Raw genomic sequence first — 21,622 nt, 5'->3', positions numbered from 1 at the left:
CAAAACTGGTGGCAACCCTACCAGCAAGCCTTCGGCACATCATAGTTCCACTACCGCTGCTACCTTCCGGTCCTGACGGGGTTCGTAGAGTACAATTGCGAAGTAACCAGCAGGGCTACCATTGCAAAAACAGAGTATAGAGATTTTTAACAAACTTGCAAGCGTTGTTCTGTATTTCCTTTTATAATGCTATCCAATTGATTATTTTAAAAACAATTGAAGACATTTATAGAATAACCTCACTTAAAATTCAAAACTTAGTCTAACTAAACCATCATAAAAATTATTTTGAGATTTAAATCCTAGATTTACCCATATTGCGCTGAGATTGATGATAAGTTTGTAAAAGCTTATTGCAATTCCACGCGCGGACGTTTTAAATGTGGAAAATGACTAAATCAACAGGTTGAGTCCAATACGCTTACAAGGACTCACTTATACAAGATTAAGATGGATATTCAATTATGCTAAAAAAGCATGCACTTTGTGCTCTTGCCCTACTGTGCTCAACGTCTGTATTTGCCAATATTCCAATTGAAAGCCACAACCTCAGCCAAAGCAGTGCTGGCTATGCCAATAGCCCTGCGATTGCAACGAGTAATATGGCAACTGCTAATGTACCCACCAATATCAATTGGCAGTTGATGCAAAAAAATCAGCAACTTGAAAATGACATCCGCCAGTTACGTGGCAAAATTGAAGAACAAGACAATGAAATTGCGCAGCTCAAACATGAATTGCAAAATCGCTATACCGATTTAGATCAACGTCTAGAACTGCTCCAACAAAAAATAGACCCTGAATCTGCTCCTGCCGCTGAGGAGGATAACCAAAAAGATACTGCACCCAGCGCCAGCAACAACCAGTTAAATAGCAATGCCCCGCAATCTGTGCAAAATACAACGCATGTGAGTCCAACAGCTCAAGGTTTAAATACCAATATTGAGCTGGAAAAAGCAGCCTATACTGTTGCATTGGATGCCTATAAACAAGGTGGCGCCAAAAAAGCGATTGCACCTATGCAAAACTTTATTAAAAACCACCCAAACAGTGTGTATATCAGCAATGCGTATTTTTGGTTAGCTGAATTTAATTTAGCAATTGAGCCAACCAATTACACCGAAGCCAAAAAGAATTTTGAAATTGTAGCAACAAAGTATCCCCAATCTGCAAAAGCATCAAGTGCCTTATATCGCTTATATAGCATAGCGCAAGATGTAGATCACAAACCTACTTTAGCAGCGCAATACAAAAGTAAAATTCTGAGCCAATATCCAAAGTCTGAAGAAGCAAGATTTTTAAAATAAGCCAATAAAAAAAGACATCCGAGGATGTCTTTTAATATTCTGAAGCTTGCCGTATTCGGTAAACTCAAACCTTAACGCACAATACCACGTTCAGATTGTTCTAAAGAATCAATTAAACGCTGCGCTTCTGCCACATTTGGCAAAATATCACTGCGAATTTGCTGAATGGCTTGCTCAGTGGTTAATCCAGATTTGTAAATGAGTTTAAAGGCTTCACGAAGACCTTGAATCACATCCTTCGACCAGCCTTTACGACGCATTCCTTCCACATTCATTGCAAATGCATGTGCAGGATTACCAGAAACCATGACATACGCAGGCACATCTTTAAGAATAAGCGATGCACCACCAATCATGCTATAAGAGTCAATTTTACAGAATTGGTGAATACCAGAGTTTCCACCGACAACCACATAATCCCCAACATGCACATGACCTGCCACACCCACGTTATTGGCAAAAATATTGTGATCACCCACCATACAGTCATGTGCGATATGCGTATTGACCATAAGTAAGTTGTGACTACCAATTTTGGTCAGGCTATTGTCTTGCACCGTACCACGATGCAAACTGCAGTGTTCACGAATTTTGTTGTGATCACCAATTTCTAGCCAAGTTTCCTCACCTGCATATTTTAAGTCCTGACAGACCTCACCTACGCTGGCGAACTGGAAAATTTCATTGTGCTGACCAATACGGGTGTAACCACCAATCACCACATGCGAATGAAGTTTTGTACCCTCACCAATCGTTACATTTGGGCCAATAATACAGTATGGACCAATCGTGACATCTGAAGCGATTACTGCAGATGAGTCAATAATAGCGGTTGGGTGAATGAGTGGGTTATTGCTCATGCTTGCTCTGTTTTCTGATGCGAAACCATAATTTCCGCGGTTGCTGCGACGACGCCATCAACGGTGGCGATACAATTATATTTGTAAATGCCTCGTTTTTGCATAACTAATTCAGATTTTAATACAAGTTGATCGCCTGCAACGACTTGTTTTTTAAATCGAACTTTTTCTGCGCCTGCAAAAAGGAACAAAGAACCTGCGCTCGGTTTCTCATTATTCATGATAAAACCTAAAATACCCGACACTTGTGCCATCGCTTCAACGATTAAAACACCCGGCATGATCGGATAATTCGGGAAGTGTCCTTGCAAGAATTCTTCATTGATAGATACGTTTTTATAACCCACGATACCGTTATCAGTGACTTCTACAATGCGGTCTACCAATAAAAACGGATAGCGATGGGGTAAATATTCACGAATGGTTTGAATGTGCATTGGCAATTCAGGTTTAGTGAAGGTGCTAGAATTCGACTCAGTCATCATAATTATTTACGCAATTTAAAAGTTGATTCAAGGGACTCAATTTGAGATTGCATATCATCAAGTCTTTTCACCAATTGGGTCAATGGCACATCTGCTAATTGTCTGAGGCGCACAACAGTACGTTTCCACTTTTGATTTTCAAACAAGCCTATACCTGACGAATATTTTCCTGATTCAGAAATATTATTTGTGACCATTGACATTCCTGTCAAAGTCACATTATCAGCAATATTTAAGTGCCCTGAAATTGCACTTCCACCACCAATGATACAGTTTTTGCCAATTGTCACACTTCCAGCCACGGCAGTTTTTGCTGCAATGGCCGTATGAGCACCTAATTTGACGTTATGTGCGATTTGCACAAGGTTATCAATAATGACACCATCTTCCAAAATTGTATCATTTAGTGCACCGCGATCTACGCTGCAATTCGAGCCAATACGAACGTCATTGCCAATAATCACCGAACCCAACTGTGCAATACGATGCCATTTGCCTTGATAAGGTGCAAAGCCAAAGCCTTCACTGCCAATTACAGTATTGGCGTGTATGCGCACACGATGTCCAAGCTTGGCTGCGCCTGTCAAAGTCACGTGTGAATCAATAAAACACTGTTGACCAATTTCGACAAAGTCATCAATTTTACAGTGCGATTGCACAATCGTATTGTCACCCACCACACAATTTTCACCAATTACGACGTAATGACCAATATAGGCACTATCGGCGATGATGGCTGATGGATGGATTTGGGCTGTGCTTTCTATACCACGTTGCGTATGCTTGCGCTCAAATACATGAGTCAAAATTGCAAAAGCCAGATATGGATTATCGACCACAATAAAGTTGTGATGATTGTCTAACTCGGCTTGTAGTGAAGCGGTCACAATTAAAGCTCCCGCTTGGGAGCTACGTGCTTGCGCTAAATATTTATCGCCATTCACGAATGCAAGTTGATGCGCCTGAGCAGACTCAAGGCTTGCCAAACCTTGCAAACGTAAGTCGGCTTGTCCAATGTATTGACCTTGAACTAAACTAGCAATTTCTTCTAAGCGATAATGTTGGGAACTCATTGATTATTTAAGTACGTTGACCTTTTGGATCATTTTATCAGTTAAATCATACTTCGGGTCATAGGCAAGTGCTGAGTTTTTATTCAAAACCACATCTAAACCATTTTCTTTACGCAATTGTTCAGCAACTTGCTTTAAACGAGTTTCAAAACCATCGTTAATTTTGTGCAATTCTGACTGAACACGAGTTTGCACTACTTGTTGCAAACCATTAAATTCTTTCAATTTCGCTTGAAACTGAGTATTCATTTTTTGCTTTTCAGCATCTGACAAATTCGTAGCCTGCTGCGCTCGTTGCTGCATGGTTTCTAGCTCTTTTGCCAGTTGCTCAAGCTTAGTGGTTTGTGGTTTGACCGACTGCTGCAAAGCTAGATTTTGCTGTTTGAGATAACTGCTATTTTCTACAACACGCTCTAAACTTACCACACCATAGCCTGCAGCATGTGCTACTGCAGCCATTGTAGATAAACCCAACAATGCCAAACTCAATATTGTTTTTTTCATGTGCTACATCCTGTGTTTAAACAATCCAACATGGGTCGTACTTAGAAAGTACGACCAATTTCAAATTGGATATTTTTGGTGTCATCGCCTTGTTTATCATTCAATGGGTATGCATAGCTAAGTGACAATGGACCAATCATGGTAATCCAAGTAAAGCCGACGCCCACGCTATAACGCATCTCACCGAAGTCAAAGCCGTAGTTGTCTTTACAATACTGTTTGGCATCAACACCATTATCATTGACACCACCTTCCCAATATAATTTACCTTGAGAAATATCACACTGAGTATCAAATACTTGTGCGCCTTCAGCAAAAATCACAGGGCGAACTTGACGTGTCCAATCACCTTTAAATGGTACAGGCAAAGCTAATTCGGTACCGAATTGTACCAAAGCATTTCCACCCACTTCCTCTGGTGAATAATCCTTCGTACGCGCTTCATTACTTGTTACACCCGGATATTTTGGACCTAAGGTACTGTTGTCATAACCACGCACCGAACCATAACCACCCGCATAGAAGTTTTTATAGAACGGTAAATCATTACCAAAACCTAACTTACCATAGCCACGCAAGACAAAATCATGACCTAATGGGAAATAGGCTTGAGCATCATAAGTGACTTTTTGGAATTCCACATCACTACCTGGTAAGGCAATTTCACCATTTACACGATGTGACATACCTGTAGTAGGGAAAATTGGACGGTTTAAAGTGTTATACGACCAACCTAAATTTAAGTTATAAGTAAGGAAGTCACCTTTAAATTTATCATCAAAATCAACTAACGAACCATTACAAATATTATTTGTTAGTTCACCAACACAGACATCTTGTCGTGAACTTGTTGGCTTTCCACCATTCGCCAATAAATAATCTCGTACATAAGTCGAGACATAAGGCCCTGTAGTCACTTCAGTTTGGTCAATATTTAAACCTGCACTAATGCTTTGGTTCTCATCAATTGGGTAACCAAAGTTAATACCACCACCAAAACTGTCTGTCACATAGTTGTTAACGTTATAGTCATCATCTAGCTTAGTTTTGCGGTAATACATGTTATAACCACGACGTACACCATCAATAGTAAAGTATGGGTCGGTCACACTTAAGTTATAATAGTCTTGCGTTTCTGAACGTGATAGATCAATCGAAACGGCATTACCTGTACCCAAGAAGTTAGTTTGGCTTAAACCTGCCTGGAATGTCACACCACCACTTTGAGAGAAACCAACCGCTAAGGTACTGGTACCTGAGTGCTGTTCTTCTACATTTACATTTAAGTCAATTTGGTCTGGCACATTTGGAATACGCACAGGCTTGACATCAACGGTTTTAAAGAAACCTGTACGCTCTAAACGGACTTTAGACAAATCAATTTTTTCATTGCTTGCCAATGCGCCTTCCATTTGACGCATTTCACGACGCAGTACTTCATCGGCGGTTTTACTGTTACCAGCGAAGTTAATACGACGCACTGTAACTTGCTGACCTAGGTTGATGTAGTAGTTTAAATCTACCAGTTTAGTTTCTTTGTCAATTTGCGGAACAATATTCACTTCGGCATAGTAATAGCCTGCATTGCCATATTTACGCAGCAACAATTGTTTCACCGCATTCACTTTTTCTTGTGAATAGGTTTCACCATCTTTATAAATTTTCAGTGCCGTAAGTTCTTCTGGTTTGTATAAAGCATCGCCCAAGAACTTGCTTTCGCCAAACTTGAATTGCTCACCTTCATCCACCGAAACTTCAACAAAAATATGCTTTTTGTCTTCGCTCAAATTCAAGCTAGAGTTAGTGATATTGAAGTTGATATAACCTTTATTCAGATATAACGCACGTAATGCTTCCAAGCTTGCTGCCATTTTTTCGCGTGCATAACGGTCATTACGGGTAACAATCGAACTCCAGCTACTTTCTTTAACAGCAAACGCCTGCTTAATATCGCTATCTTTAAATACCGTATTGCCAATGATGTTGATATCTACCACTTTGGCGGCTTTGCCTTCAACAAATTCTACGGTTAAATCTACACGGTTATTTGGGCGTGCTGTGGTAATGACGCGTACATCTGCATCATAACGACCTTGCTGCATATACTGCTGTTCAAGCTCAGATTCTAAAGTTTGTAGTGCTGACTTTTTCAGCACTTCACCCTCAGCCACACCCATTTTCTTTAAACCATCTTCCAACGCTTCTTTTGGAATCAGTTTATTGCCTTTAAATTCAACCTTAGAAATGATTGGGCGCTCAACCACTTTAAACACTAAAGTGTCGGCTTCACGACTGGCCTGAATGTCATCAAACAAACCTGTGGCATAGAGTGAACGAATCGCATTGGCCAACACTGCTTCATTGACACGATCACCACTATTCACTGGAATCATTCCATAGACATTGGCTGGCGTTAAACGAACAAGACCATCTATTTTTATATCTCGCGCAATAAATTCATCTGCTGCATATACTTGTTGTGTTGCCGCCATTGCACTAACCAGTGCCAAGGGCATAAATAAATGTGTGTGCTGCATGCCAGTCTTTTCCAGTGTTAAATTTATTTCGTATCTACGTTGTTATAAACGCATAATGTCATTAAATAATGCAAGGAGCATCATACTTCCAAGCAGTACCATACCAATTTTTAAACCAACTAATTGTATTTGTTCAGAAACAGGTTTTCCACGAATCAGCTCGATAAAATAATAAACTAAATGCCCGCCATCCAACATTGGAATTGGCAATAAATTTAGAATTCCTAAGCTTACGCTCATAAGTGCCATAAAGGAAATAAAAGTTTGCCACCCCATTTCCGCACTTTGCCCTGCGACTTTGGCAATAGTAATTGGGCCTGATAAGTTATCTAAACCAATTAAACCACGTACCATTTTGACAATAGAATTCAGAATCATGCTAGACAGCTGACCTGTTTTATCTACCGCCATAAATAAAGCTTCACTCGGGCTGTATTGAATGGTTTGCTTAAAATCTTCTGGAATGACAATTTTTCCAGGATCACTTTGCACACCCAATACACCCGAAACATTGCCCATATTGTCACGTTTGCCTTGCGGCATCACTTCCAGTTGCTGTACTTGATTGTTACGCAGCACATCTACTTTCAGTAATTTTTCTGGCGATGCTTGAACAACTTGTACCACATCGTACCAGTCATTCATTTTGACGCCATCAATCGCAATAATTTGATCGCCGACTTGCATACCTTGACGAATGGCCGCACCATCTTCACTTAACTTACTGACAATTGCAGGAATTTGTGGGCGATACGGTGTAAAACCCAAGATATCTAAAGGTGATTGGGATTGATCATTTAAGAAATTTTGAATGGGTAAGCTAAATGTTTTGATTTCACCTGCGCGTTCCGCCTGTACCTGGATCTTGCCTGTTTCACCTACACGATCTACCAAGGCAAAGTTCAGCTTTTCCCATGTCGTCACAGGCGTACCATCAATGGCGGTAATCTTATCACCTACTTGCATTTGCGCTGCCGCCGCAGGTGTATCTGCCAGTACCTTACCCACACGGGTATTCAACTGTTCTTGAGAGGGTAAAAATAATAGCCAGAACAATAATATGGCAAAAATCAGGTTGATTAACGGACCTGCTGCCACAATCGCAATACGTTTCCACGGATGCTGACGATTAAAGGCATAAGGTAGGTCTGCTTCTGCAACGTTTTCTTCGCGTTCATCAAGCATTTTGACATAGCCACCCAAAGGCAGTGCCGAAAGCTGATATTGAATCCCCGATTTTTTAGACGTCCATTTTAAAATGGTTGGTCCAAAGCCGATGGAATACACCAAAACTTTGACACCTAATTTACGTGCAACAAAGTAGTGCCCAAACTCATGAATTGCAATTAAAGGTCCTAGCAAAAGAATCGCTGCAACCACAATAAATAAGGCACTCATGCTTTAGCTTCCTTTATTCAACACAAAATGCTGTGCAACAGCACGGGCATTTTGGTCTGCCTGCAAAATCAGTTCAATGCTTTCTGCGGCTGAATTTTGTATTTGGTTCAGGGTATGCTCAACCACTGTCGCGATTTCGGTAAAACGAATTTTTTGCTGCAAGAATGCTGCAACTGCAATTTCGTTTGCTGCGTTTAAAATAGCAGGTGCTAAACCACCTTCTTGCATGGCTTGACGTGCCAGACTTAAAGCAGGAAAACGGGTGGTATCGGGTGCTTGAAAATCAAGCTGATGATTGACAAACAAATCTAAAGGCGGAACATGCGTTTGGATACGCTGCGGCCATGCCAAAGCATGCGCAATTGGCGTACACATATCAGGATTACCCATTTGTGCCAAAGTTGAACCATCCACATATTGAACCATGGAATGAATAATACTCTGTGGATGAACCACAACTGTAACAAAGTGTTCTGAAATTGCAAAAAGATGACACGCTTCGATTAATTCCAAACCTTTGTTCATTAAGGTTGCAGAATCTACCGAAATTTTTTGTCCCATAGACCAATTTGGATGTTTGCAGGCTTGTGCAGGGGTAACGTGTTGCAGTTCTTCTAGGCTATGATTTAAAAATGGGCCGCCCGAAGCAGTCAGTAAAATTTGTGATACACCTAGCTGAGGTTGTCCATTTCTTTCGGTTTGTAAATAATGTTCAGGCAAACATTGAAAAATCGCGTTATGTTCAGAATCTACAGGTAATAACAAAGCACCATGTTCACGTGCCGCCTGCATCATGATGTCGCCCGACATCACCAAGGCTTCTTTATTGGCCAATAACACGCGCTTACCCGCTTTAACCGCAGCCAGTGTAGGTAATAAACCTGCCGCACCGACAATGGCTGCCATCACCACATCCACTTCAGGATGTTCGGCAACTGCGATTAAACCCGCCTCATCGCTTAAAATTTCAATCCCTGAAATGTGTTGCTGTGCAAGTAACTGCTGCAATTCATCAACTTTTGCCGCAGGTACAACCACAATTTTAGGATGATACTGTTTGCATATTTGAACCAGTTCTTGAATTCGGCTATGTGCCGTCACGGCAAAAACTGAATACTGCTCAGGATGTTGTTGCAGTACTTTTAGGGTGCTTTGTCCAATTGAACCTGTCACACCCAAGATACAAACAGCTTGTGACATTTATAAATCTACGCCAATAAGTTTTAAAACATACATACCTGCAGCAAAAATTGGAGCTGCTGCAAGTAAAGAATCAATCCGATCTAGCACACCACCATGACCTGGCAAAACTCGCCCAGAGTCTTTAATACCTGCACGGCGCTTGATCATGGATTCAAACAGATCGCCCAATACTGAGCTAAATACCGTAAATACCGAAAGAATCAAAAATAAAATATGTTGTGCCAAAGTTAGGTCCAAATACACCACTTCGACAACAATCACAATTAGCATGGCTGTAAACACACCGCCATATAAGCCTTCTACTGACTTGTTTGGACTGACATTTGGTGCAAGTTTTTTCTTGCCTAGTTTGCGTCCAACAAAATAAGCACCTGAGTCTGCACCCCAAACCAACAAGAACAAGTACATTAACCACCACGGCGAACTATTCCATACGGAAAAAATTGCAGTGACCGCAGCAGAAATTAGAATAAAACCAATAAAACTTAAGCTTGGGTTATACCATGCATCGTATTCTGGATAAGACTTGACCCAATAAATACTGAGTAACCATGTCAAAATAGAAGCTGCCCAAAGTAACAAGGCAATATCACTAAAATAAAGTGCCATTGCTGCCAAAGCGGCAGTCAATACACCAAAGCCCCAAGCCACAGGTTTGAGGACATATTTAGTTTTTCTTGGCATGAGTTTGAACCACTCATAGCCCGCAACCCCTGCTGCAACAATCATCAGCATAAACATTGGATAGTGCGACTGAGTTGCAAACATACAACTCAACACCACAGCAACCAATACCAATGCGGTAATAATCCGCTCTAACATGTATTAATTCTCAATTTTCTCTTGTTGAATTTGCTCAGAAGTTTTACCAAAACGACGTTCGCGACCACCAAATACTGCCAGTGCATCGTCAAATTCTTCTATGCTAAATTCAGGCCACAAGGTTTGGGTAAAATACAATTCAGCATACGCAGCTTGCCAAAGTAAAAAGTTGGACAATCTAAAATCGCCACCTGTACGAATCAACAGATCGACAGGTGGTAGGTCTGCCAGACTGACATATTGACCAAAAAGTTGTGTATCTATTTGTTCAATATCAATTTTATGCGCCACAACATCTGCAGCAATTTGTTTTGCAGCTTGTGCCATATCCCACATACCACCATAACTAATGGCAATTGTGAGTGTCATGCTGTTGAAATTAGCAGTCCTTTGTTCGGCATGCAACATTAACTCACGCAAATGCGGCGACAAACGTGAACGGTCACCAATAAAACGTAAGGCAATATTGAATTTTTCCATGCGTGGTAATTGCTCATGAATTGTGGTTTCCAGCAATTGCATGAGTAAATCCACTTCAAACTGCGGACGATTCCAGTTTTCACTCGAAAAAGCAAAAACGGTTAAAGCTTGAATGTGTTTTTTTCTACAATGTTCAACAATCGGGTCAAGTACATCTTTACCAGAGCGATGTCCTTCCCCTTTTTGCATTTGATTTTTTTTTGCAAAACGATTGTTGCCATCCATAATGATGGCAACATGTTTTGGCAAAGACGCGCTGTCTTCCGATGTGGTCATTGATTAGACCTTCATCAACTCAGCTTCTTTTGCAGCAAGACGCTTGTCTACTTCTGCAACGTATTTGTCTGTGATTTTTTGGATGTCATCTGCTGCACGGCGCTCATCATCTTCAGAAATTTCTTTTTCTTTCAATAATGCTTTGATGTCGCCCAATACATCACGGCGGATGTTACGAATAGCAACTTTGGCATTTTCTGCTTCAGAACGCGCAACTTTTTGCATGTCACGACGAGTTTCTTCAGTCAATGCTGCAAGCGGTACACGAATTGCATCGGCTGTGATTGGGTTTAGACCCAAATCTGACTCACGAATTGCTTTATCAATTGCAGACACCATTGAACGCTCAAATGGCTGAACCAATAAGGTACGTGAATCTTCTACACCAATGTTGGCTACTTGGTTAAGTGGCACATCGGAACCGTAGTAAGAAACCATCACACCATTTAAAATTGATGGATGTGCACGACCTGTACGTACTTTGGCAAAACCATGTTCTAAAGACTCTAAAGTCTTGCTCATACGTTCTTCGCTGTCTTTTTTAAGATCGTTAATCATAAGATCTTCCTTACTGTATTCTAAAATTTGAGTCAAAATATAGGGTTAAATTAAACCGTAGTATAAAGAGCTTTGTGGCTCACGTACATTAGTTCGTAACGTGAGTTCCTTCTTTTTCGCCCATCACTACAGAAAGCAATGCACCTGCTTTATTCATATCAAAAACTTGCAACGGCACATTGTGATCGCGGCATAAGCAGATTGCAGTTAAATCCATAACACCTAATTTTTCATCCAACACCTGGTCAAATGTAAGTGTGTCATATTTCACCGCATCTTCGTATTTGCTTGGATCTTTGTTATATACGCCATCTACTTTGGTCGCTTTTAAGATCAAGTTAGCTTCGATTTCGATACCACGTAAACATGCTGCTGTATCTGTGGTAAAGAATGGATTGCCTGTACCCGCAACGAACACACACACTTCACCTTGAGTCAGGTGACGAATCGCATCACGGCTTGAGTAAGACTCAACCACTGTACCAATAGGCAATGCAGACATTAAACGGGTTTTGATGTTACGGCGCACCAAGGCATCACGCATGGCTAAACCGTTCATCACCGTTGCCAACATACCCATTTGGTCGCCTGTTACACGGCCGACTAAACCATCTTTTTGTAATTGGCTGCCACGGTATAAGTTACCACCACCGACAACAATACCCACTTGCACACCTAAACCGACCAAGTGTGCAATTGCCAAAGACATTTGATCGAGCACTTGCGCATCAATCCCCATGTCTTTATTACCCGCAAGTGCCTCACCCGATAGTTTCAACAAGATACGTGCATAACGTGGCTTTTTTGAATCTAACATTGTCATTACTCCAATTCTAAATTCTAAACTTTAATTTTTTACAATTTGTATGGCTTACAGCTAGCAATCCAAATCTGCAAAGCATTATGCAGATTTGACCTGAATCAGCTTGGCAAATAAGTCGTATTCATCGGCATCGGTAATTTCAACTTCAAGTAAATCACCTGCTTTAATCACGCTCTTGTCAATATCTTCTACAAAGACGTTGCCATCAATTTCTGGCGCATCTGCATAAGAACGTGCCACTGCGACTGGAAATTCTTCTTCCAAATCATCTACCAACACGGTCATGGTTTGACCAATACGTTTTTGCAGTTTAGCTGCTGAAATTTCTTGCTGAACCTGCATAAAACGCTCATAGCGTTCTTGCTTGATTTCTTCTGGCACATGATCTGGCAAGTCGTTTGCTGCCGCACCTTCAACAGGTGAATAAGTAAAGCAACCAACACGGTCTAATTGCGCTTCTTTTAGCCAGTCGAGCAAAATTTGGAAATCTTCTTCTGTTTCGCCTGGAAAACCCACCACAAAGGTTGAACGAATCACCAACTCAGGGCATTTTTCACGCCAAAGTTTTAAACGCTCCAACGTGTTTTCGCTGTGCGCAGGTCGCTTCATCAACTTTAATACTTTCGGGCTGGCATGTTGGAATGGAATATCCAAATAAGGTAAAATTTTGCCTTGTGCCATTAAATCAATTACAGCATCCACATGCGGATATGGATAGACATAGTGCAAACGCACCCAAATACCCAATTGCCCTAAGGCTTCACACATATCATAGAATTTGGTTTTAACAGGCTGACCGTTCCAAAAGTCCAATTTGTATTTGGTATCTACGCCGTAGGCAGAAGTATCTTGAGAAATTACCAATACTTCTTTTACGCCTGCACGTTTCAGTGCTGCAGCTTCTTCTAATACCGAACCCACAGGACGCGAAACTAAATCGCCACGCATGCTTGGAATGATGCAGAAAGTACAGCGATGGTTACAGCCTTCTGAAATTTTAAGATAGGCATAATGTTTAGGCGTCAAACGAATGCCTTGTTCAGGTACCAAATCAATAAATGGATTATGTTTTGGTGGCTCAGGAACATATTGATGCACCGCTTCCATCACGTCCTGATAAGCAGCCGCGCCAGTCACTTTTAATACGTTGGGATGCATTTGACGAATTTTATCTTCATCTTTACCCAAGCAACCTGTCACAATGACACGACCATTGGCATTCATGGCTTCGCCAATCGCGTCTAAGGACTCTTGTACTGCAGATTCAATAAAACCACATGTATTGACAACAACTAAGTCAGCACCTTCATAATCAGATGCGACATCATAACCTTCAGTTTTTAACTGAGTTAAAATTCGTTCGGAATCTACCAATGCCTTAGGACAACCTAAAGAAACAAAACCGACTTTGGGGGATTTCATAGAATCTGCACTCCACTAGAATGCGCGTATTGTATGACTTTTCTTTGCATAAAAATAGAGAAATAGCCGACTCTTTGCATAATGCACCAAAATACAACCATTCAGGCTGAATGATTTAAATATTGCACCATTTTAATGCATTTTTTATTTACAGTGTTTCTGTTATCCGTTATATCTTGAAAATTCAGTCCAGTTCCTGCGCATTTTTCCGATTCTTCAGTGATAAATGCACTAAAAACGAAAAGTTGGCGTGCATTTTGCTTAATTCGCCTCAATTCGATCCAAATTTGGAACATGGCTGACAGATGACAATGCCCTTGCACAATATTTCATACAGGAAGCATTCACGAATGGATCAGACCCAGAGCATTGACTATCGTCTTTTGGTGGATAACCTCAGCACCGCAATTTTACTGGTTGATCGTGACCTGAATATTTTTTATTTAAACTCGTCTTGTGAAGCATTGTTTGATATCAGTTTAATTCGCGCTTCGGGGCAACCCGTTTTAAATTTGCTGCACATGCCTGATGATGAGTTCAATACGCAAGAGGCTTTCCTGAATACCATCAAAACTGGTCAACCCTACACCCGCCGTGAAGCGACCATTAATGTCAATTTTAAAGATATTCATGTCGATTACACTGCATCACAGTTAAATGCAGGCAAGCCTTATCATCCTCTTTTGCTGATTGAATTGAATCCGATTGATCGGATGCTCAAAATTTCCAAAGAAGAAAACTTTATTCAACAGCATCAAGTCGCACGTCAGCTGATTCGTGGTGTGGCACATGAAATTAAAAACCCGCTTGCAGGAATTCGTGGTGCGACACAACTGTTAGCACGAAGTTTAAATGACCCGAAATATGATGAATTTACCGACATTATTATTAGCGAGGTAGATCGTTTAAGAAACTTGGCCGATACCATGCTCGGCTCACGCCAACTACCAAGCTATGAACTGGTCAATATTCACGAACCTTTAGAACGGGTGCGCAGCCTGATCGTCAATCAAACTAAAAACAAAATAAATATTATCCGTGATTATGACCTTTCTTTACCTGAAGTCATGGCAGACCGCGATCAATTGATTCAAGTCATGCTGAATATTTGCGCCAATGCAGTACAAGCCATGACCGAACATCCCGATTTCTTTACCGAGCATCGACCTGAATTGATTTTAAGAACTCGTATTCAACGCTTGGTTACCATTAATGGTGTGCTGAATCGTTCTACCGTACGTGTTGATATTGAAGATAACGGCCCAGGCGTACCTGAAGACATTTTAGAATCCGTGTTTTATCCATTGGTGACTGGACGCGCAAACGGTACAGGACTTGGTTTGAGCATCGCACAAAATATTATGCATCAACATAACGGAATGATTGAATGCCAATCCATTCCAGGAAAAACAATATTTAGCTTATATTTACCTTGGGAGGCGAGTCATGTCGCGAAATAAAATTTGGGTGATTGATGATGACCGTGCAATGCGCTGGGTACTGGAAAAAACTTTTAGAGAAGAAGGTTTTGAAGTCACCAGTTTTGAAGAAGCACAGTCTGCACTAGATGAGTTAAACCAAGATGCACCCGATGTAATTTTGACCGACATTCGCATGCCTGGAATTGATGGTTTAACTTTTCTTGGCAAAGTCAAAGTCAGTTATCCCGACTTGCCTGTGATTATTATGACTGCGCACTCCGATTTAGAATCGGCAGTATCTAGCTATCAAACAGGTGCATTTGAATACCTACCCAAGCCTTTTGATATTGATGAAGCACTTGCTTTAGTCAATCGTGCAATTTTGCATATCACCAAACTACAACAGCAAGAATCTGCAAAATCGACAGTGCAGCCAATTCAATCGACAGAAATTATTGGTGAATCGCCTGCCATGCAGGAAGTGTTTCGTGCGATTGGTCGTTTATCGCAATCACACATTACTGTGCTCATTAATGGTGAATCAGGTACAGGCAAAGAGTTGGTGGCGCATGCACTGCATCGCCACTCACCGCGTAGCAGCAAACCATTTATTGCGCTGAATATGGCAGCCATTCCGAAAGATTTGATTGAAACCGAACTTTTTGGACATGAAAAAGGTGCATTTACAGGTGCCAATACACAACGTCAGGGACGCTTTGAACAAGCCAACGGCGGCACCTTGTTTTTAGATGAAATTGGTGATATGCCTTTTGAAACCCAAACCCGCTTATTGCGCGTCTTGGCAGATGGTGAATTTTATCGGGTTGGTGGACATATTGCTGTCAAAGTGGATGTACGGATTGTCGCAGCAACACATCAGGATTTGGAAAAACTGGTACAAGATGGACGCTTCCGTGAAGACTTATATCATCGCCTGAACGTCATTCGGATTCATATTCCTAAACTGGCGCATCGCAGTGAAGATATTCCAATGTTGGCACAGCACTTTTTGGCACGTGCAGGCAAAGAATTAGGCGTGAGTCCAAAAATATTGCGTCCTGAAACAGTCGAATATATGCAGCAATTGCCGTGGCAAGGTAACGTGCGCCAATTGGAAAACACTTGTCGCTGGCTTACCGTGATGATTACAGGACGTGAGGTCTATCCTGAAGATTTACCAACCGAACTCAAGCAAATTCCAATTGAAAAATTAGCCGAACATTCTGCGCTTCATGTGGCAGATCGGGTATCTATGCAGCATTGGGATGAATTACTTGGGCAATGGGCAGTACAAAAGTTAAAAAATGGCGAGATGAAACTTCTGGATATCGCCATTCCAATGTTTGAACGCACCTTAATTAATGCTGCACTGCAACAAACCCGTGGACGTAAACGTCATGCCGCTGAATTATTGGGTTGGGGACGTAATACTTTGACGCGAAAACTCAAAGAATTAGGAATGGACAGTGCCGATGATGAAATAGAAGAAGATATGGAGAGCTAAACGCAGAAAAAATATCTAATCCATCAAAATATAGGGAAATTCAGCTTTTGAATTTCCCTATTTTTATATCTTAGACTCTCTAAGTTAAGTGCAATTAAGCCGCGGTAAATCCAACATAGCGAGATAAACCTTGCACGCCTAAATCCGTTTTATAAATCAAATATTGCGGATAACGACTTGAAGTCAGTTCTTGCCACATATCCAACTGATCATCATGTGCATGAATTTCATCGACACTGCGTGGCATGCTTTGTTCAAATACATCTGAGGCATATTCAAAACCCAAATCCATTGCGACAAACAAAGTATGCTCGCAAGGCTGAATATATTGTTCTTCTGCCCAATCAATAACAGCATGTTGGCAATGTGGGCAAAGCAAATTTTCAGTCGCAGGCGTATTCAGTTCAATGAGTTGATATGGCATAGAGCAGCATCACCAATAGTAAAATAGATAAACATAAAATCTGTTTGCATCATAACAAGCAATTTCTATATTTTGCGCTAAGCACGGCTTATAATTATAGAAATTTTTTTAATTATACTTATGGCAACTCTAGAAAATGCAATTACACTTGCAGTACAACAACATACAGGGCAGCTAGATAAAGGCGGTCAGCCTTATATTTTGCATCCCTTACGTGTAATGTTGCAATTACAACAGCCCGATCAGCAAATTGTCGCTGTACTGCACGACATTCTTGAAGATACCCACACCACAGCACAAGACCTGCAAAATTTAGGATTTCAAACGCATATTATTCAAGCAATTCAGGCTCTCACCAAACTGCCGCATGAAACTCGTGTTCAAGCGGCTATGCGTACTGCACAAAACCCGCTTGCCTGTGCTGTAAAAATTGCAGATGTGCAAGACAACATGAATTTAACGCGGATTCCCAATCCTACAGCACGTGATTTAGCCCGTTTAGAAGAATACCGACAAGTTTTAGAGATTCTGCAAAAAAGCACAGCAATAAAGCACAATTAAAGATTGACAACATGCAACGATGCCACTTTAATTTAAGTATTGTTGCATAAATGGAATTTAGTCATGCTTACAGATTTGGATGATTTTTATTGTTTTGCCCAAGTGGTCGAACATGGTGGATTTAGTGCAGCAGAACGCGCCACCGATATTCCAAAATCCAAACTTAGCCGACGCGTACACAACCTAGAAGAACGCTTAGGTGTGCGTTTAATTCAGCGCAGCTCACGTCATTTTGCGGTCACAGAAATTGGTATGAATGTGTATCGGCATGCGCAAGTAATGATGAATGCTGCCCAAGCCGCGCACGACTTGGTCGATCACCTAAGTATTCAACCGCGTGGTGTAATTAAAGTCAGCTTACCTGTTTCAATTGCACAAAATGAAATTGCCAAAATCTTGCCTGAGTTTTTGAAAGCCTACCCTGAAATTAAAGTACAGCTAATTGTCAGCAACCGTCGTGTCGATATCGTCAACGAAGGGATCGACATTGCCCTGCGTGTCCGCTCAAATTTAGATGATGATCCAAGTTTGGTGATTCGCAAATTCAGCAACATCGAACAACATCTATTTGCCAGTCAGGCTTATTTGAATGAATTTGGCGATTTGAAAAAACCTGAAGATTTAAGTCATCATAAAATTTTAAGCATGTCGGATGAGCATTTAGATCAATACATGGTTGTGCATGATCAACAACAGCAACCGAAAAAAATTAAGGTCAACCCTACAGTCATGGGTTCAGATTTAATGATGCTAGCGCAATTGGCACGACAAAATTGTGGCATTGTGTTGTTGCCTGACACGATTGTTGAAGATTATGTTGCATCGGGTGAATTGGTTCGTGTTTTACCCGACTGGCACGCACCGCATGGTATTTTCCATGCCGTCTATCCATCACGCCGTGGTTTATTACCTGCTGTACGTGTATTTATCGACTATTTGGTCGAAAAGCTAACCATTCGTTAGCACATAGGATCTTTTGATTTCAGATACGAAACAGCAAAAAAAAAAGCTTATCTAAGACAGATAAGCTTTGAAAACTACAATCTAAAATAAGAAAGCTAAAACAAAGAAACTACAGCAAGTATCTTTGACTTCAATTATAGCGATTGTTCATTTTTTAACAAATAGTTTAAAACTAAAGTCTAAGATGTTTTATCTATCAGTCTTAACCTGAAAGCATTCGTGCATTAAATTTCAGGATAACTCCCCGTACCTTCTGGCCACGGCGATAACACTTCAAAGCCTGTATCAGTCACAGCAACCATATGTTCCCATTGTGCAGAAAGTGATTTATCTGTCGTCACCACCGTCCAGCCATCTTTCAGTTCTTTCACACGCGCTTTGCCCGCATTCACCATTGGCTCAATGGTAAATACCATGCCTTTTTTAAGCACCAAGCCTTGTCCAGGCTGACCATAATGCAGCACACTTGGTTGTTCGTGATACACCTGCCCAATACCATGTCCGCAATATTCACGCACAATGCTAAACCCTTCACGATGCGCCACACTTTGAATGGCATAGCCAATATCGCCCAAAGTCGCGCCCGGTTTCACCGCATGAATCCCTGCGCGCATCGCCTCATAAGTGGTATCGACCAGTTTTTTCGCTTCTGGTTTCACCTGACCCACATAGTACATACGACTGGTATCACCATAAAAACCATCTTTAATCACTGCCACATCAATATTAATAATGTCGCCATCTTTTAAAATGGTTTTGGATGATGGAATACCATGACAGACCACTTCATTGGGTGAAATACAGGTGGTTTTGGTATAACCGTGATAGCCCACATTGGCAGGAATGACTTTTAAGGTATTTACAATATAATCGTGACACAAATCATCTAAGTATTCTGTCGTGACTCCGGGTTTGACATGCTCGCCAATCATCTGCAACACCTGAGCAGCCAAACGCCCCGAAATGCGTAATTTCTCAATATCTTGCTCTGATTTAATGCTGACTTTAAGGGCGCGCATGATGAACTCCTGACCTGAAGCCTGAGATTATAGCCGTTATTTAAAACCTACTCAAACCTACTCAATGTGGGTTTGATGTTTAATTCCTACTTCACCATCAAGAACCTAAAACATTTGCTTTAGGGATTACCTCAATTCCATAGGCTGTCACGGTGTAACTCACCGCCTTAATCACCACTTATGCAGTGATTAAATCTTTATCCGCATATCGCAGGATATTAATTGATGCATTAACATCACGATTTTGGATGGTTTGGCAAACTAAGCACTTCCACTCTCGCGCAGAAAGTGTGAGAGATTGATTTAATTCACCACAGCACGAACACATTTTACTACTTGGGAAGAATCGACCAACCGAAAGTACCGATTTTCCATGCTGTTTGGCTTTATAAATCAACTGCCTTTTAAACTCATAAAAACCCATATCGGATATAGCTCTTGCGAGTTTACGATTCCTCAACATGCCTTTAACATTCAAATCTTCAATCGCAATCACATCAAAACGTGTTACCAAATCCGTTGTGACTTGATGAAGATTATTCTTGCGTAGACAGGCAATTTTATAGTGCAGGCGAGATAGCTTGGCTTTTGCTTTTTCTCGATTCTGACTACCTTTTTTCTTACGACTAAAAGACTTGTTGAGTCGTCTTAGTTTTGCAAGCTGTCTTTTAAGTGGTGCGTTAGAAGGAATAACCTCACCATTTGAAAGGGTGGCAAGATTAGAGACACCCAAATCAACACCGATACTTAAACCTGTTTTCGGTTTAAGCTTTTCGATCTGGGTGAGTTCGACAGCGATTGATACAAACCACTTACCACCTTGTTTAAATATTTTGGCCGAGAGAATTTTACCCTTATAGCGCAGATTCTCAGTCATTTTCACCCAACCCAAATTAGGGATTTTAATAGACCGACCCTTTACGCTAAATTGATCATTTGATAATGAAAAACGGTCATCCTTGCCTTTTTTTCTTGGCTTGGGGTATCCTGATTTGCCGTTAAAAAATCTATCAAAAGCACTACCCAACTGCTTAATCGCCAACTGTGGTGCGCACTTAGTCACTTTCTTCATGAAAGGATATTTTTCAAATTTAAAAGTGTTTAGGTGCTTTCTTAATTTACTCTCTTTAGGTCTATTAAGAAGCATTTCATTCACCGCAACATCATAATACTCACACTGATCTCGATATTCCTTATCAGCCTTGTATTGTCGCTGCCACTCTCTTAAAGCCCAATTATACGACAAACGAGCAACACCACTTGCCTGAGCAAAATGGCTTGCTTGTTTATTATTGGGCATCAATTCAATGATATGCCCTCGTATAAATCGACTCATAGTGCTTCTTTGACCGCCTGTATTAGCTTTTGGTTCTTTTTACTTCGGCTTCCATATAATCGTGCTGAAAATACAGTGATAATTTCCAGGACATCTTGAGCCAGTTCCTCCTCAAAACTCAAATTTTCACCCTGATTAATAATTACAATTTCAACATTCCGAGCTTCACATAAAGCAAAAACCAATTCAGCACCAAAACGTAATAATCGATCTTTGTGGGTTAAAACCAATCGACCAATTTCATTATTAATAATTCCATCCAAAAGAGCCTTAAGCCCTTTTTTGTGATAATTCATCCCTGAGCCTAAATCACTAATAATCTCAAATGTCCATCCCTGCTTGGCACAGTACATTTCCAAAACTTGTTTTTGTCGCTCAAGATCAGCCTTTTGATCGTGACTAGATACTCTTGCATAAGCAATAGTTTTTCGGCTGTTCTGAATTGATAGATCATGGATAAGTTCAGGTGTGATCTTGCTTAGATCGTAACGTCTGTGATTTTTTGGGGTTCTATCTGCGACTAAAGTGCCTTCCTCATCCCATCTTCTTAGGGTTTGGATGGAAACACCCAGTGTTTTAGCTGCAACGCCAATACTAACATATCTACTCATTTTTATATAATAATATAGAAATAGGTAGATTTCAA

General features: G+C 40.8%; 21 protein-coding genes and 1 other RNA gene. 5 read left to right on the top strand and 17 right to left on the bottom strand.

What is annotated here, in order from left to right:
* Positions 1 to 15 precede the first annotated feature (15 nt).
* An RNA gene (gene ffs, locus FTV52_RS06670) (signal recognition particle sRNA small type) lies at positions 16 to 112 on the bottom strand.
* A gap of 349 nt (positions 113 to 461) precedes the next feature.
* Here ffs and FTV52_RS06665 point away from each other — a divergent pair.
* Entirely contained in the window at positions 462 to 1,307 is an 846-nt protein-coding gene (locus FTV52_RS06665; RefSeq protein ID WP_179990305.1) for a YbgF trimerization domain-containing protein, read from the top strand.
* A gap of 71 nt (positions 1,308 to 1,378) precedes the next feature.
* Here FTV52_RS06665 and lpxA read toward each other — a convergent pair whose 3' ends face one another.
* From lpxA to rimO, 12 genes are all read right to left on the bottom strand, one after another.
* Entirely contained in the window at positions 1,379 to 2,167 is a 789-nt protein-coding gene (gene lpxA, locus FTV52_RS06660; RefSeq protein ID WP_019836491.1) for an acyl-ACP--UDP-N-acetylglucosamine O-acyltransferase, read from the bottom strand.
* The gene (fabZ, locus tag FTV52_RS06655; RefSeq protein ID WP_004976697.1) at positions 2,164 to 2,652 is read right to left on the bottom strand and encodes a 3-hydroxyacyl-ACP dehydratase FabZ; all 489 of its coding nucleotides are present in this window, start codon (positions 2,650 to 2,652) and stop codon (positions 2,164 to 2,166) included. Before fabZ ends, lpxA begins: the two co-directional genes overlap by 4 nt.
* Positions 2,653 to 2,654: 2 nt before the next feature.
* Positions 2,655 to 3,725 (bottom strand): UDP-3-O-(3-hydroxymyristoyl)glucosamine N-acyltransferase, encoded by a 1,071-nt coding sequence (lpxD, locus tag FTV52_RS06650; RefSeq protein WP_179990295.1) that lies wholly within the window; start codon positions 3,723 to 3,725, stop codon positions 2,655 to 2,657.
* A 3-nt stretch (positions 3,726 to 3,728) separates the two neighbouring features.
* Complete coding sequence (locus tag FTV52_RS06645; protein WP_131261465.1) at positions 3,729 to 4,229, bottom strand: OmpH family outer membrane protein; 501 nt, start codon at positions 4,227 to 4,229, stop codon at positions 3,729 to 3,731.
* A 41-nt stretch (positions 4,230 to 4,270) separates the two neighbouring features.
* On the bottom strand, positions 4,271 to 6,622 hold the full coding sequence (bamA, locus tag FTV52_RS06640; RefSeq protein WP_373683413.1) for an outer membrane protein assembly factor BamA: 2,352 nt from the start codon (positions 6,620 to 6,622) through the stop codon (positions 4,271 to 4,273).
* Positions 6,623 to 6,808: 186 nt separating this feature from the next.
* Positions 6,809 to 8,164 carry an RIP metalloprotease RseP gene (rseP, locus tag FTV52_RS06635; protein ID WP_096901424.1) on the bottom strand — a complete coding sequence of 452 codons (1,356 nt, stop codon included), beginning with the start codon at positions 8,162 to 8,164 and terminating at the stop codon, positions 6,809 to 6,811.
* Between the two features lie 3 nt (positions 8,165 to 8,167).
* Complete coding sequence (ispC, locus tag FTV52_RS06630) at positions 8,168 to 9,364, bottom strand: 1-deoxy-D-xylulose-5-phosphate reductoisomerase (RefSeq protein WP_179990291.1); 1,197 nt, start codon at positions 9,362 to 9,364, stop codon at positions 8,168 to 8,170.
* Positions 9,365 to 10,189, bottom strand: coding sequence for a phosphatidate cytidylyltransferase (locus FTV52_RS06625; RefSeq protein ID WP_004976707.1), 825 nt, complete (start codon positions 10,187 to 10,189; stop codon positions 9,365 to 9,367).
* A gap of 3 nt (positions 10,190 to 10,192) precedes the next feature.
* Complete coding sequence (uppS, locus tag FTV52_RS06620) at positions 10,193 to 10,945, bottom strand: polyprenyl diphosphate synthase (protein WP_004976709.1); 753 nt, start codon at positions 10,943 to 10,945, stop codon at positions 10,193 to 10,195.
* A gap of 3 nt (positions 10,946 to 10,948) precedes the next feature.
* Positions 10,949 to 11,503, bottom strand: coding sequence for a ribosome recycling factor (frr, locus tag FTV52_RS06615; RefSeq protein ID WP_004976711.1), 555 nt, complete (start codon positions 11,501 to 11,503; stop codon positions 10,949 to 10,951).
* A gap of 88 nt (positions 11,504 to 11,591) precedes the next feature.
* Positions 11,592 to 12,320, bottom strand: a complete 729-nt coding sequence (gene pyrH / locus FTV52_RS06610; protein ID WP_004976712.1) for a UMP kinase — start codon at positions 12,318 to 12,320, stop codon at positions 11,592 to 11,594.
* Positions 12,321 to 12,404: 84 nt separating this feature from the next.
* Complete coding sequence (gene rimO / locus FTV52_RS06605) at positions 12,405 to 13,748, bottom strand: 30S ribosomal protein S12 methylthiotransferase RimO (protein WP_096901422.1); 1,344 nt, start codon at positions 13,746 to 13,748, stop codon at positions 12,405 to 12,407.
* A 350-nt stretch (positions 13,749 to 14,098) separates the two neighbouring features.
* Between rimO and glnL the strand changes: the two genes are divergently transcribed.
* The gene (glnL, locus tag FTV52_RS06600) at positions 14,099 to 15,208 is read left to right on the top strand and encodes a nitrogen regulation protein NR(II) (RefSeq protein WP_004976718.1); all 1,110 of its coding nucleotides are present in this window, start codon (positions 14,099 to 14,101) and stop codon (positions 15,206 to 15,208) included.
* Positions 15,195 to 16,673: a nitrogen regulation protein NR(I) gene (gene glnG, locus FTV52_RS06595; protein ID WP_154320780.1), complete on the top strand. Its 1,479-nt coding sequence runs from the start codon at positions 15,195 to 15,197 to the stop codon at positions 16,671 to 16,673. The genes glnL and glnG overlap by 14 nt, the downstream gene beginning before the upstream one ends.
* Positions 16,674 to 16,767: 94 nt before the next feature.
* On the opposite strand, the gene FTV52_RS06590 is transcribed toward glnG, so the two are convergent.
* Positions 16,768 to 17,097, bottom strand: coding sequence for a hypothetical protein (locus FTV52_RS06590; protein WP_004976724.1), 330 nt, complete (start codon positions 17,095 to 17,097; stop codon positions 16,768 to 16,770).
* A 120-nt stretch (positions 17,098 to 17,217) separates the two neighbouring features.
* On the opposite strand from FTV52_RS06590, the gene FTV52_RS06585 reads away from it, so the two are divergent.
* Together FTV52_RS06585 and FTV52_RS06580 are read left to right on the top strand one after the other, a co-directional pair.
* Positions 17,218 to 17,658, top strand: a complete 441-nt coding sequence (locus FTV52_RS06585; RefSeq protein WP_136143954.1) for an HD domain-containing protein — start codon at positions 17,218 to 17,220, stop codon at positions 17,656 to 17,658.
* A 63-nt stretch (positions 17,659 to 17,721) separates the two neighbouring features.
* A complete protein-coding gene (locus FTV52_RS06580) occupies positions 17,722 to 18,621 on the top strand; it encodes a LysR substrate-binding domain-containing protein (protein WP_004976726.1) in 900 nt (299 codons plus the stop codon).
* Between the two features lie 224 nt (positions 18,622 to 18,845).
* Here FTV52_RS06580 and map read toward each other — a convergent pair whose 3' ends face one another.
* The 3 genes from map to FTV52_RS06565 form a co-directional block, all read right to left on the bottom strand.
* Positions 18,846 to 19,640, bottom strand: a complete 795-nt coding sequence (map, locus tag FTV52_RS06575) for a type I methionyl aminopeptidase (protein ID WP_004976729.1) — start codon at positions 19,638 to 19,640, stop codon at positions 18,846 to 18,848.
* Positions 19,641 to 19,818: 178 nt separating this feature from the next.
* Complete coding sequence (locus FTV52_RS06570) at positions 19,819 to 20,976, bottom strand: RNA-guided endonuclease TnpB family protein (RefSeq protein WP_154320786.1); 1,158 nt, start codon at positions 20,974 to 20,976, stop codon at positions 19,819 to 19,821.
* Positions 20,973 to 21,587 (bottom strand): IS607 family transposase, encoded by a 615-nt coding sequence (locus FTV52_RS06565; RefSeq protein WP_075167936.1) that lies wholly within the window; start codon positions 21,585 to 21,587, stop codon positions 20,973 to 20,975. The genes FTV52_RS06570 and FTV52_RS06565 overlap by 4 nt, the downstream gene beginning before the upstream one ends.
* Positions 21,588 to 21,622: the final 35 nt, after the last annotated feature.

It is taken from the genome of Acinetobacter sp. YH1901141 (genome assembly GCF_013416935.1).
GTDB lineage: Bacteria > Pseudomonadota > Gammaproteobacteria > Pseudomonadales > Moraxellaceae > Acinetobacter > Acinetobacter towneri.
The sequence above is the reverse complement of the archived record's forward strand: the minus strand, read 5'-3'. Positions and strand labels throughout refer to the sequence as shown.